We start from the raw sequence: 11,173 nt of genomic DNA, 5'->3' as shown, positions 1-11,173 counted from the left end.
GCCGCTAGGCTCGATTCATTCTATCCAGGGCGCAAGCACCACCTCATCCCGCCCAGCGCTTTTGCGCCGCCAGCACCGCACGCGGATAAGCCGCTTGCCCCCGGCTGCCGTTGTAGCGACCCAGGGCCAAAGTGAGGTCGCCCCCTTCCAGAGACAGGTAATGGCGCAAGATCACGCAGCCAAAGCGCAAATTGGGTTGCAGTTGAAACAACACCGCCGCGTCACCCTCGCCCAGGCTGCGCGCCCAAAACGGCATCACTTGCATCAGGCCCCGCGCACCTGCTGAGCTGATGGCGAACTTGCGAAAACCGCTCTCCACCTCGATCAGCCCCAGCACCAAAGACGGCTCCAGCCCAGCGCGGCGGGCTTCGTACCAAATGGTTTGCAAGGCCTCTGTCCGCATCGCCTCGTGTGCCCACTCCGGTGCAGTGGTTGCGCCTGTGGGGCCTGACTTTTGCTGGCGCTGTAACCAGCGCGCCCAGCGGGGTGCCATGCTTTGCACCCACACGGCTTGGGCGCTGGCGTCGGCCACCTCAGCCAGCGCCGGCGCACCCGTAGCCGCCACTGCCGAGCGCAAAGCGTGGCGCACCGCATCGGCCAAATCCTCCTCGCGCTGCGGCCCGGCCAGCAAGGCTATGGGCCAGGCCCACACCCAACACGCCAACCAGAAACGCCGATGGATCATCCGAACACCTTTTTTCCTGCAAAAAGCAGCATCTGTGTCATCGTAAGGGCAATGGGTTGTGGTTTTGAGGCAGAACAACCACTTCAAATATTGCACAAAAATCCATAAGATCATTTCATTAACGGCAGATTCATTCACTCAAACGCATTGGGCATTGCGCATCGTGCTTCAATATATCCACTTAATTAAATGTACAATTAATTAGATGCAGATCGAGTTTGACCCTGCAAAACGGCACGAAACCCTTCTTCACAGGGGTTTGGATTTTGCGGACTGTCAACAGGCTTTTGCTGGCGTTTCCTTCACCTTTGAAGATGCTCGAAAAGGTTACGAAGAACACAGATTCATCACTTGGGCGCTGATGCAAGAGCGCTTGGTGGTCATCGTCTGGACGCCGCGCAGGGAAGTCCGGCGCATCATTTCATTAAGGAAAGCCAATGAGCGTGAAATCGAAAAATTCAGCCAAGCCTTGGACCGACCCGGATGACGCACCAGAGTTGACCGAGGCCGACATGCTACGCGGCATTTGGCAGGTGGCAGGTGTATCTGTCACGGCAAAAGAAGGCAAGGCCTTGGCCAAAGCCGCATGGCGGGGCCGCCCTGTTGGCAGCGTGAAAGACCAACACAAAGTGCCCACCACTTTGCGCTTGGATGAAGATGTTTTGCAGCGTTGGCGCGCCAGCGGTAAAGGCTGGCAGACGAGGGCCGCATCATTATTGGCTGCCCATGCGCCTATTGAACCCTCTATTGAACCCTCAGCAGATACAGGGGTTTAAACGCCCAACTTTGCCATCAACAACCCCAACACCTCACCCACCGCCACCTTGCTGGCCTCGGTATCGCGCCGGTGCTGGTATTCCACCAAACCGTCTTTGAGGCCTTTGTCGCCAATGGTCACGCGGTGCGGCACGCCAATCAGCTCCCAATCGGCAAACATGGCACCGGGGCGCTCGCCGCGGTCGTCCAAAATCACGTCCACGCCAGCAGCCATGAGGTCGGCGTAAAGCGTGTCGGCGGCGGCTTTGACATCGGGGCTGCGGTCAGGGCCGATGGGGCAAATCACCACCGTGAAGGGCGCCAAGGCGTCGGGCCAAATGATGCCTTTGGCATCGTGGTTTTGCTCGATGGCAGCGGCGGGCAAGCGGGTGATGCCAATGCCGTAGCAACCCATCTCGAAGTGCTTGGGCTTGCCGTCGTCGGCCAAAAACGTGGCGTTCATGGCTTGGCTGTACTTGGTGCCGAGGTAAAAAATATGCCCCACTTCAATGCCGCGCTCAATCGCCAACACGCCTTTGCCATCGGGCGAGGCGTCGCCTTCCACAACATTGCGGATGTCGGCCACCATGTCGGGCTCGGGCAGGTCGCGGCCCCAATTGGCGCCGGTCATGTGAAAGTCCACCGTGTTGGCGCCACACACCCAATCGGCCATCACCGCCACATCGCGGTCGATGACGATTTTTAACGGCTTTTGCAAGCCGATAGGGCCTAAATAACCAGGTTTGCAGCCGAAATGGTCTTCAATCTCGGCAATGGTGGCAAACCGGAAGCCTTTTTCAAAGCCCGCCAACTTGCCCACCTTGACCTCGTTCATATCGTGATCGCCACGCACCAAGAGCAGCCAAACCTGTGATTTAACGATAACACCCTCTTTATTGAGCTCATCTGTCGCCAAAACCAGTGATTTAATGGTTTTGGTCAAAGACAGGCCCAACAGCTCGGCCACATCGGCGCAAGTGCTCTTGCCGGGGGTGGGGGTTTTGGTCAAGGCTTGGGTGGCGGCAGGCCGTGCGCCTTGAGGGGCCAAGGCCTCGGCTTTTTCCATGTTGGCGGCGTAGTCGCTGCTGGGGCAGTAGACGATGGCGTCTTCGCCGGTGGCGGCAATCACTTGAAACTCTTCGCTCAGGTCGCCGCCAATCGCGCCACTGTCAGCGGCCACCGCGCGGTAGCGCAAGCCAAAGCGGTCGAAGATGGCGCGGTAAGCCTGCGCCATCACTTGGTAGCTGACCTTGGCGGCGTCGGCGTCGCGGTCAAAGCTGTAGGCGTCCTTCATGGTGAACTCACGCCCACGCATCAGCCCAAAACGGGGGCGGCGCTCGTCACGGAATTTGGTTTGGATTTGGTAGAGGTTTTTCGGCAGTTGCTTGTAGCTGCGCAATTCTTGGCGGGCGATGTCGGTGACCACCTCTTCGCTGGTGGGCTGCACCACAAAGTCGCGGCCATGGCGGTCTTGGATGCGCAGCAACTCGGGGCCCATTTTTTCAAAGCGGCCGGTCTCTTGCCACAACTCGGAGGGTTGCACCACCGGCATGGTCAGCTCGATGGCGCCAGCGCGGTTCATCTCCTCGCGAACGATGGCTTCGACCTTGCGGATCACCCGCAAGCCCATGGGCATGTAGGTGTAGATGCCCGCGCCCAGCTTTTTGATCATGCCGGCACGCATCATCAGCTGGTGGCTGGCGACCTCGGCATCGGACGGGGCTTCCTTGAGGGTGGAGATGAGAAATTGAGAGGCTTTCATGGGGCGGGGAAGTTCCGGCTGGGGGATATGGCACTCGGGTCGAACCCCTTGATGGGGCGGACTGTCTGTGCATAATGGGATCAGTTTAAGAATTTTGAGGTTTGATTATGCTTGACCGTGAAGGGTTTCGACCCAACGTCGGCATCATCCTGCTCAACCAGAAAAACCAGGTGTTTTGGGGCAAGCGGATCCGCACCCACAGCTGGCAGTTCCCCCAGGGGGGAATCGATAGAGGCGAAAGCCCTGAGCAGGCCATGTACCGCGAACTGCACGAAGAAGTGGGTTTGCAACCCGACCATGTGCGGGTGGTGGCGCGCACCCGCGACTGGTTGCGCTACGAGGTGCCCGACCGCTATGTTCGGCGCGAAGCGCGTGGGCACTACAAGGGACAAAAGCAAATTTGGTTCTTGCTGCAAATGCAGGCCCACGACTGGCAACTGAATTTGCGCGCCACCGACCACCCCGAATTTGACGCTTGGCGCTGGAACGATTACTGGGTGCCCTTGGACGCGGTGGTGGATTTCAAACGCGGGGTTTATCAAATGGCGCTGACCGAGTTGTCGCGCTATTTGCCGCGACAAGATGGGCGTCATCGGCTGTACCGAGCCACGCCCCGCATGATGGGACAAATTGACCCGAACGGACAGGCACCAGAGGGCCTGGAGCTTCCCCCAGGGGGTAGTTTTGATCCGCACCCTGACGGCACCAACCGCTGAGCCCTTGGCCGCTTGGCGCGGCACCCCCAGGAACGCGGCTTAGGCTTGGCCTAATAAAACCAAGTTGTCGCGGTGAACCATCTCGGGTTCGGCGACATAACCGAGCAATGTTTCAATGTCAGTGGACGGCTTGCGGCACAACAAGCGCGCCTCAGCGCTGGCATAGTTGGCCAAACCACGGGCGATTTCGCGCCCATCGGTGGCGCGAATGGCAATCACATCACCGCGCGAAAAATCGCCCTGCACAGCGGTCATGCCGATGGGCAGCAGGCTTTTACCCTCCAAGCTGAGCTTGGCCAGTGCACCGCCATCAATCGTCACCGACCCGCGCAGTTGCAAGTGGTCCACCATCCACTGCTTGCGGGCTTGCTGCTTTTGCGTGGGGGCCACCAACAAGGTGCCAATGGCTTCGCCATGGGCCAAGCGCAGCAGCACATCCGTTTCGCGGCCCCAGGCGATGACGGTAGAAGCGCCCGAGCCTGCGGCCCGCTTAGCGGCCAATATTTTGGTGATCATCCCGCCCTTGCCCAAGCTCGATCCAGCGCCACCCGCCATATCCTCTAGCTTGGGGTCACCAGCCCGTGCTTGGTGAACAAAGGTGGCCGAAGGGTCGCGCCGCGGGTCAGCGCTGTACAGGCCTTTTTGGTCGGTCAAGATGATCAACGCATCCGCATCGACCAAGTTGGCCACCAAAGCCCCCAAGGTGTCGTTGTCGCCGAACTTGATTTCGTCGTTGACCACCGTGTCGTTTTCGTTGATGACCGGCAGCACGCCGTGTTGCAGCAAGGTGAGCAAGGTAGAGCGGGCATTGAGATAGCGCTCGCGGTCGGCCAAATCGGCGTGGGTGAGCAACACTTGGGCACTGCCCAAACCATGTTCGCGCAAACTCGATTCGTAAATTTGCGCCAAGCCCATTTGCCCCACAGCGGCTGCGGCTTGCAGCTCATGAATTTCATGCGGGCGGGTGCTCCAGCCCAAACGCTTCATGCCCTCGGCAATGGCCCCGCTGGAGACCATGATGACCTCGCGGCCCTCGCGCACCAAAGCCCCCATTTGGCGACACCACTCACCGATGGCTTGTTGATCTAAGCCTTTGCCTTCGTTGGTGACCAAGGTGGAGCCCACCTTGATGACCAAGCGGCGCGCATCGCGCAAGACATGGGCAGCGTTGTCACTCATCGGTGAATCGCCATTCACATGGGGGTGGAAGGCACATCGGCCGCCGTGCCCGCAAAACGCGGATCGACATCGACCGGTGCCAAGGTGGACAGGTGCTGGGCGTGCAAATATTTATAAATGGCTTTGGACAAAGCGTCACAACCATCATGGGTGAGGGCGGAAATTTCAAACACCGGCCCTTTGTAACGCATGCGGCGCACAAACTCTTTGACTTGCGCCACGCGTGAATCGGCGTCCACCATGTCAATTTTGTTCAGCACCAACCAACGCGGCTTGTCAAACAAGGCTTGGTCGTATTTTTTCAACTCACCCACGATCGCCTTGGCTTGTGCCACAGGGTCAATGTTGTCGTCAAAGGGCGCAAAGTCCACCATGTGCAACAGCAAGCGGGTGCGCTGCAAGTGGCGCAAAAACTGATGGCCCAAACCGGCCCCTTCAGAAGCGCCTTCAATCAGGCCTGGGATATCGGCCACCACAAAGCTCTGCTCTGGGCCGACCCGAACCACCCCCAAGTTGGGGTGCAAAGTGGTGAAGGGGTAATCGGCGATCTTGGGTCGGGCGTTCGAAATGGCCGTGATCAGGGTGGATTTGCCCGCATTGGGCATGCCCAGCAAACCCACATCGGCCAAGACTTTGAGTTCGAGTTTGAGGTTTTTGCGCTCGCCAGGCCAGCCCGGTGTTTTTTGGCGCGGCGCACGGTTGATCGAGCTTTTGAACCGCATGTTGCCAAAGCCGCCATCCCCGCCTTTGGCGATCATGATTTTCTCGCCGGGCACCAGCATTTCATACAACACGTCACCGGTTTCGGCGTCGGTGATGACAGAGCCCACGGGCATCTTCAAAGTGATGTCGTCGCCCGCTGCACCAAACATGTCGGAGCCCAAACCATGTTGGCCTTTTCGCGCCTCATGGCGGCGCGAAAACCGAAAGTCCACCAAGGTATTGAGGCTGGGGTCGGCCACCGCATACACATGGCCTCCGCGTCCGCCGTCGCCCCCATTGGGCCCGCCAAATTCTTTGTACTTTTCGTGCCGAAACGAGACGCAGCCGTTCCCACCGTCACCGGCGATCACGTCAATCAGCGCTTCGTCCACGAACTTCATAAAGGCATCTTAATCAATAAAAAAGCCCCGACCAGTCGGGGCTTGTCAGCATCAAATCCGCACATCAAGCGGGTTTGACATTGACCGTGGACTTGTTCAAAGCACCCTTGACAGCAAAACTCACATGACCGTCCACCAAGGCGAACAGGGAATGGTCTTTGCCAATACCGACATTGGTACCGGGGTGGAACTTGGTGCCGCGCTGGCGCACGATGATGGAGCCTGCGCTCACCAACTCGCCACCAAACGCCTTGACACCCAACATTTTGGGCTGTGAATCACGCCCGTTGCGCGTAGAGCCGCCGCCTTTTTTCTGTGCCATGACTTAGCCCCTCAACCTTGAATGGAAGCGATTTGCAGCTCTGTGAATTGCTGCCGATGCCCCTGGCGTTTTTGATAGTGCTTGCGACGGCGCATTTTGAAAATGCGCACTTTGTCGTGCTTGCCGTGCGCCAACACTGTGGCTTTGACAGTTGCACCGGACACCAAGGGTGTGCCAACCTTGAGCTCTGCGCCGTTGCCGACAGCGAGCACTTGGTCGATCACAATCTCTTGGCCAACGTCCGCAGCAATCTGTTCTACTTTAATTTTTTCGCCAGCAGCAACACGATACTGTTTGCCACCGGTTTTTATGACCGCGTACATAAGGACCTCTGGGAAAATGTTCTTCGAAGGCTCTCCAAAAGGATTTTTGAAGAACCTGAAATTCTATCAGAATTTATAACCAGTGGTTGATTTTCAATCTGCGGCCCGATCAGAGCCCTCATGTGGCCCATCGAGGCTGCGACAGGAATTGGCATGACCCAGGGACATCTGTGGGGTCTAAAAGCCTTACCTATAATGATCTGAACCCTTACCCAGAGCCCACACCACTTGTCAACTTTGCCTGACGCCTCCACCACAGCCCTGTCCTTGATCGCCCAGGATATGTCTGAAGTGGATCGCATCATTCACGATCGCCTGTCCTCGGGCGTTCCACTGGTGGGCCAAGTTTCACAATACATCATTGCCGCTGGCGGCAAGCGACTGCGGCCCGCATTGTTGCTGCTGATGGCCAAAGCCATTGGCTTTGAAGGGCCACAGCGACACCCCATGGCGGCCGTTGTCGAATTTATCCATACCGCCACATTGCTGCACGATGATGTGGTGGACGAATCCACCTTGCGCCGTGGGCGCCCCACTGCCAACCAAAGCTTTGGCAACCCCGCCAGTGTGTTGGTTGGTGACTTTTTGTACTCGCGGGCCTTTCAGATGATGGTGGAAAGTGGCCAAATGCGCGTCATGGAAGTCTTGGCCGAGGCCACCAACGTGATCGCTGAAGGCGAGGTGTTGCAACTGATGAACACCCATGACGCCTCGCTGAGTGAAGACGACTATTTGTTGGTGATTCGCTCCAAAACCGCCAAACTGTTTGAAGCCAGTGCACGCTTGGCCCCCATCCTGGCCAACTCTGACGCAGCCACCGAACAAGCCTGCGCCACTTACGGTCAAGCCCTGGGCACCGCTTTCCAAGTCGTCGACGACTTGTTGGACTACGCGGGCGACAGCACCGATTTCGGCAAAAACTTGGGCGATGACCTGCGCGAAGGCAAGACCACCTTGCCCTTGATCTTGGCCATGCAAAACGGCAGCCCTGAACAAAACCAAACCATCCGCAACGCCATTGAAACCGGGGACTTGCAAGCCCTGCAACAAATTGTGACCATTGTGCGCAGCACAGGGGCCTTGGAGGCGACCCAAGCCGCCGCAGCCGCAGAGGCCCAACGCGCCATGGCAGTACTCAGCGCCCTGCCCCCCTCACCTTACCGAGAGGCCTTGCACCAATTGGCCGCTCAACTCTTGAACCGCAGAACCTGACAAAGGACCCACCATGGCAACCCCCAATTACAGCTATGAAAAACGCCAAAAGGAGTTGGCCAAAAAGCGCAAAAAGGAAGACAAGCTCAAGCAAAAAACACAGCGCAAGGCTTCAGATGGAGAGCCCGGCACCGAAGAATCCCTCGGGGAGGAAGCGCCGGCCACACCCTCGCCCCCCGCTCCAACGTGATTCCCCGGCCAACGCCCACACGCCATCCCAGATACCCATCCGTTCTCGCGCCAGCGCCAAGAGAGAGGTTCATGAAGAAATTAAGCTGTACCCTTCTGATGTGTCTTCCCTTGTGGGCATACGCCCAACAGCAAGATTGCGAGGCACTGACCGACAACGATGAAAAGGCCATGTGTGCAGCGATGCAACAAAAAGCCACCCGTTTTTGCGACACCATGTCCAGCTCGGACAAAAAATTTCTGTGCATGGCCAAGGTACAGCCCAACTCATATACCTGCGAAAACATCAAGGTCTCCGGCTTGCGTTCGGAGTGCCTATTGCACGTTAAAAAAGTGCAACAAGCAGCGATTTACACCAATCAAAGCAGCAAAAAACCATGAAGGCACACATCTGTCGCACCACAGTGCTTTGTTACACTGATATCCATCGGGGTGTAGCTTAGCCTGGTAGAGCGCCACGTTCGGGACGTGGAGGCCGGAGGTTCGAATCCTCTCACCCCGACCATTGACTCCATGCAGCCCACTGAACTCACCAATTCAGTGGGTTTTTTTATGGCTATCGATGCCTCCAAGCCATCTGGCTTCGCACAGCTGGCATCCCTGCTGATTGACTTGAGATGCGAGGAATCAATTTATTGCGAAATGGCGAATAGAAAATGTTAAATTAAACAAATATGTTGTTTCAAAATATTGGTTTTTTAAAAAAGATATGGCTGGCCACGGCGATGTGTTTGGCCTTGCTGGTCATTTTTTTGCGGTTTATCTATCCCGCACCGCCGCAACACTTGCGCATTGCAGCGGGTTCGCAAGGCAGCTATTTTCATGAGGTGGCATCCAGCTACAAGTCTGCTCTGGCCAAAGAAGGGATTTCGCTGGAAATCGTCCAGACCAGGGGTGCTTTGGATAACTTGCAACTTGTCACCGACGGCAAAGCCGATCTCGCTCTGACCCACGATGGTTTGAACCTCGCCAAGGGCAAACCCGATCTTCGATCGCTGGGAAGTATTTCTTATGAACCCATTTGGGTTTTTCGCCGAAAAGGAACCCCTGTTTTCACAGACTTGAGCCAACTCAAAGGGATGCGGGTGAACCTGGGTCCGCAAGGCAGCGGGGTTGGATTTCTGGCCCTCCAACTCTTGAGCCTGTCGGGTGTCACGCCGCAAAACACCCAGTTTTTTGATGTGTCCCCCAAGGAAAGCATTGAGCTATTGAATGCAGGTCGTTTGGACGTGGGGTTTTTCATGGACCCCCCTGAAAACCCAAATATCAAGTCGCTGTTTACCAGCCCAGATATTTTGGAGGTGGATCTGAAAGACGCAGATGCCTTTCATCGAAATCTCAGATATTTGCATGTCACCCCACTGGCTCCGTCCACCATCGACTTGGTAACCGCACAACCAAGAACCGAATTTCGCACTGTGTCTGTCACCAACACCTTGGTCGTCAATCGCCAACTGCACCCGGCCATTCAGTATTTAATGCTCAGCATCATGGACAAAACCCATCATGCGCCCAGCCTGATCAGTGCAGAGGGAGAGTTCCCATCGGACAAAGATATCGGGCTTCCTTTGAGCGATGAGGCTGATATTTTTTACAAAAAAGGAATGCCGTTTCTATCCCAATATTTGCCATTTGAATTGGCCAGCATTGTTGAGCGATTGGCAAAGACTTTGGTGCCTTTGATGCTTGTTATTTTCCCGATGCTGAAATTCATCCCATCCATCATCAAATGGCGCACCAGCAGAAAGTTTTCCAAGTTATACAAGTCCTTGGCGGACGTGGAAAAACGCATGCACTCTAAATCCCCTTCACTATCTGCTGTGGAATATGAATCCATGCTTAACCGCATTGAAGAGGGAATTGTTCAGGAAAATTTATCCTTGTCCTCATCTGATGTGTATGTGTTGCGAGAGCATATCGAGTTGGTGAGGGGTCAAATTCACAGGTTCACAGAACGCCCTTAATGGACCGGCGTCTCCTATTATTTCTGTATTTACAACATTTATGTATGAGGTTAATTTGCTTAAATAAGTCTGCATTTACCTTTCCATCATTTTTCCGAGTGAATTTTTTTGATTTAAAACACACAAAACCTCAAAATATACGAAATTAACCTAAAATCAAACCATGCAAGAACCGCTTTAATTTATCAATGATCATTGGTTTAAGCTATTTGGATTGGGTCTTCCTCTCCACCATTTTCATATCCGTGATCATCGGTGCCTACCGCGGATGGCTGCCCCAAGCCCTGTCAATGCTGGGATTCTTCGCGGCATTTGTGGCTTTTGTTAAATTGGGCCCTGGCATTGCACAGTGGTTACCCTTGAGCGGGCCGGGCGAATACATGAGAGACAATTTAGGCGCCTTGATCGCTTTGATTGGCACATTGATATTGGGTCACCAAGCAGTGGTTTTGCACAAAAAGCTTTTCACCCGCAGCGGCCCGCAACCAGCCCACCGAACGCTGGGCGGCATTTTGGGCATGTTTTCCGGTATTTTTGTGTTGCTGGCTGCGTCTTCCATCATCAATTTGTCTGAATGGCGAAACGCATCTTGGTGGAAAAATACAGTGGAGGCCGACGTCACACACTTTATTCTTCAAAGCATGAAGTCCAGTGTTCAAACACCCTGAACCACCCTTTATTTCACCGACTCTTTCATATACGCCTGCGTGTGTTTCACAGCCTTGTCCAACACAGATGCTGCGCCGCTGACGCCTACTGTTGCGACAAAAATACCCAAAAGAAAAGAGATCAAATAGCCCATGGCCTTGCTTTCAGAGAAGGGAGAGGTCCATAAAAACCTCTTGACACCCAGAAGATCGACACGAACTTCTAAAACCTGATGCCTGAGTTGCCAACGGGCTGGCATTTAAACCCTGCCCCATGCGATGAACCTTTGAATGCCTCCATGGGCCAGTGGCCAG

General features: G+C 55.5%; 15 protein-coding genes and 1 tRNA gene. 9 read left to right on the top strand and 7 right to left on the bottom strand.

Annotated elements, in window-relative coordinates:
* Positions 1–43: 43 nt before the first annotated feature.
* Positions 44–685 (bottom strand): transglycosylase SLT domain-containing protein, encoded by a 642-nt coding sequence (locus AC8GFZ_RS08975; RefSeq protein ID WP_506644537.1) that lies wholly within the window; start codon positions 683–685, stop codon positions 44–46.
* Between the two features lie 205 nt (positions 686–890).
* Here AC8GFZ_RS08975 and AC8GFZ_RS08970 point away from each other — a divergent pair, with 205 nt between their 5' ends.
* Both AC8GFZ_RS08970 and AC8GFZ_RS08965 read left to right on the top strand, forming a co-directional pair.
* Positions 891–1,172: a BrnT family toxin gene (locus AC8GFZ_RS08970; RefSeq protein ID WP_506644536.1), complete on the top strand. Its 282-nt coding sequence runs from the start codon at positions 891–893 to the stop codon at positions 1,170–1,172.
* Entirely contained in the window at positions 1,123–1,461 is a 339-nt protein-coding gene (locus tag AC8GFZ_RS08965; protein WP_506644535.1) for a BrnA antitoxin family protein, read from the top strand. The genes AC8GFZ_RS08970 and AC8GFZ_RS08965 overlap by 50 nt, the downstream gene beginning before the upstream one ends.
* On the opposite strand, the gene AC8GFZ_RS08960 is transcribed toward AC8GFZ_RS08965, so the two are convergent.
* Positions 1,458–3,203, bottom strand: a complete 1,746-nt coding sequence (locus AC8GFZ_RS08960) for a proline--tRNA ligase (RefSeq protein ID WP_506644534.1) — start codon at positions 3,201–3,203, stop codon at positions 1,458–1,460. The genes AC8GFZ_RS08965 and AC8GFZ_RS08960 overlap by 4 nt on opposite strands.
* 107 nt (positions 3,204–3,310) lie before the next feature.
* Here AC8GFZ_RS08960 and AC8GFZ_RS08955 point away from each other — a divergent pair, with 107 nt between their 5' ends.
* Positions 3,311–3,919 carry an RNA pyrophosphohydrolase gene (locus AC8GFZ_RS08955; protein WP_506644533.1) on the top strand — a complete coding sequence of 203 codons (609 nt, stop codon included), beginning with the start codon at positions 3,311–3,313 and terminating at the stop codon, positions 3,917–3,919.
* A 39-nt stretch (positions 3,920–3,958) separates the two neighbouring features.
* Here the strand turns inward: AC8GFZ_RS08955 and proB are convergent, their stop codons facing one another.
* From proB to rplU, 4 genes are all read right to left on the bottom strand, one after another.
* Positions 3,959–5,098, bottom strand: coding sequence for a glutamate 5-kinase (proB, locus tag AC8GFZ_RS08950; protein WP_506644532.1), 1,140 nt, complete (start codon positions 5,096–5,098; stop codon positions 3,959–3,961).
* Between the two features lie 14 nt (positions 5,099–5,112).
* Positions 5,113–6,201, bottom strand: a complete 1,089-nt coding sequence (obgE, locus tag AC8GFZ_RS08945) for a GTPase ObgE (protein ID WP_506644531.1) — start codon at positions 6,199–6,201, stop codon at positions 5,113–5,115.
* A gap of 64 nt (positions 6,202–6,265) precedes the next feature.
* Positions 6,266–6,523 carry a 50S ribosomal protein L27 gene (rpmA, locus tag AC8GFZ_RS08940; protein ID WP_506644530.1) on the bottom strand — a complete coding sequence of 86 codons (258 nt, stop codon included), beginning with the start codon at positions 6,521–6,523 and terminating at the stop codon, positions 6,266–6,268.
* Positions 6,524–6,534: 11 nt separating this feature from the next.
* On the bottom strand, positions 6,535–6,846 hold the full coding sequence (rplU, locus tag AC8GFZ_RS08935) for a 50S ribosomal protein L21 (protein WP_506644529.1): 312 nt from the start codon (positions 6,844–6,846) through the stop codon (positions 6,535–6,537).
* A 282-nt stretch (positions 6,847–7,128) separates the two neighbouring features.
* Here rplU and AC8GFZ_RS08930 point away from each other — a divergent pair, with 282 nt between their 5' ends.
* The 6 genes from AC8GFZ_RS08930 to AC8GFZ_RS08905 all read left to right on the top strand — a co-directional run bounded on the left by AC8GFZ_RS08930 (position 7,129) and on the right by AC8GFZ_RS08905 (position 10,879).
* Positions 7,129–8,058 (top strand): polyprenyl synthetase family protein, encoded by a 930-nt coding sequence (locus AC8GFZ_RS08930; protein ID WP_506645103.1) that lies wholly within the window; start codon positions 7,129–7,131, stop codon positions 8,056–8,058.
* Positions 8,059–8,071: 13 nt separating this feature from the next.
* Positions 8,072–8,248, top strand: coding sequence for a hypothetical protein (locus AC8GFZ_RS08925; protein ID WP_506644528.1), 177 nt, complete (start codon positions 8,072–8,074; stop codon positions 8,246–8,248).
* Between the two features lie 98 nt (positions 8,249–8,346).
* A complete protein-coding gene (locus tag AC8GFZ_RS08920) occupies positions 8,347–8,628 on the top strand; it encodes a hypothetical protein (protein WP_506644527.1) in 282 nt (93 codons plus the stop codon).
* A 47-nt stretch (positions 8,629–8,675) separates the two neighbouring features.
* Positions 8,676–8,752 (top strand) — tRNA-Pro (locus AC8GFZ_RS08915).
* A gap of 169 nt (positions 8,753–8,921) precedes the next feature.
* Positions 8,922–10,211: a TAXI family TRAP transporter solute-binding subunit gene (locus AC8GFZ_RS08910; protein WP_506644526.1), complete on the top strand. Its 1,290-nt coding sequence runs from the start codon at positions 8,922–8,924 to the stop codon at positions 10,209–10,211.
* 188 nt (positions 10,212–10,399) lie between these two features.
* Positions 10,400–10,879 carry a CvpA family protein gene (locus AC8GFZ_RS08905; RefSeq protein ID WP_506644525.1) on the top strand — a complete coding sequence of 160 codons (480 nt, stop codon included), beginning with the start codon at positions 10,400–10,402 and terminating at the stop codon, positions 10,877–10,879.
* Positions 10,880–10,887: 8 nt separating this feature from the next.
* Here the strand turns inward: AC8GFZ_RS08905 and AC8GFZ_RS08900 are convergent, their stop codons facing one another.
* The gene (locus tag AC8GFZ_RS08900) at positions 10,888–11,118 is read right to left on the bottom strand and encodes a hypothetical protein (protein ID WP_506644523.1); all 231 of its coding nucleotides are present in this window, start codon (positions 11,116–11,118) and stop codon (positions 10,888–10,890) included.
* Positions 11,119–11,173: the final 55 nt, after the last annotated feature.

Source organism: Limnohabitans rimovensis (SeqCode) (assembly GCF_965234775.1).
Taxonomy (GTDB): Bacteria; Pseudomonadota; Gammaproteobacteria; order Burkholderiales; family Burkholderiaceae_C; genus Limnohabitans; species Limnohabitans rimovensis.
Note: the sequence above shows the minus strand (reverse complement) of the source record. Positions and strands in the feature narration are given on the sequence as shown.

Coding starts and splice junctions, on each gene's coding strand:
- AC8GFZ_RS08975 (WP_506644537.1), bottom strand. CDS start 685: ATGATCCATCGGCGTTTCTGGTTGGCGTGTTGGGTGTGGGCCTGGCCC.
- AC8GFZ_RS08970 (WP_506644536.1), top strand. CDS start 891: ATGCAGATCGAGTTTGACCCTGCAAAACGGCACGAAACCCTTCTTCAC.
- AC8GFZ_RS08965 (WP_506644535.1), top strand. CDS start 1,123: ATGAGCGTGAAATCGAAAAATTCAGCCAAGCCTTGGACCGACCCGGAT.
- AC8GFZ_RS08960 (WP_506644534.1), bottom strand. CDS start 3,203: ATGAAAGCCTCTCAATTTCTCATCTCCACCCTCAAGGAAGCCCCGTCC.
- AC8GFZ_RS08955 (WP_506644533.1), top strand. CDS start 3,311: ATGCTTGACCGTGAAGGGTTTCGACCCAACGTCGGCATCATCCTGCTC.
- proB (WP_506644532.1), bottom strand. CDS start 5,098: ATGAGTGACAACGCTGCCCATGTCTTGCGCGATGCGCGCCGCTTGGTC.
- obgE (WP_506644531.1), bottom strand. CDS start 6,201: ATGAAGTTCGTGGACGAAGCGCTGATTGACGTGATCGCCGGTGACGGT.
- rpmA (WP_506644530.1), bottom strand. CDS start 6,523: ATGGCACAGAAAAAAGGCGGCGGCTCTACGCGCAACGGGCGTGATTCA.
- rplU (WP_506644529.1), bottom strand. CDS start 6,846: ATGTACGCGGTCATAAAAACCGGTGGCAAACAGTATCGTGTTGCTGCT.
- AC8GFZ_RS08930 (WP_506645103.1), top strand. CDS start 7,129: ATGTCTGAAGTGGATCGCATCATTCACGATCGCCTGTCCTCGGGCGTT.
- AC8GFZ_RS08925 (WP_506644528.1), top strand. CDS start 8,072: ATGGCAACCCCCAATTACAGCTATGAAAAACGCCAAAAGGAGTTGGCC.
- AC8GFZ_RS08920 (WP_506644527.1), top strand. CDS start 8,347: ATGTGTCTTCCCTTGTGGGCATACGCCCAACAGCAAGATTGCGAGGCA.
- AC8GFZ_RS08910 (WP_506644526.1), top strand. CDS start 8,922: ATGTTGTTTCAAAATATTGGTTTTTTAAAAAAGATATGGCTGGCCACG.
- AC8GFZ_RS08905 (WP_506644525.1), top strand. CDS start 10,400: ATGATCATTGGTTTAAGCTATTTGGATTGGGTCTTCCTCTCCACCATT.
- AC8GFZ_RS08900 (WP_506644523.1), bottom strand. CDS start 11,118: ATGCCAGCCCGTTGGCAACTCAGGCATCAGGTTTTAGAAGTTCGTGTC.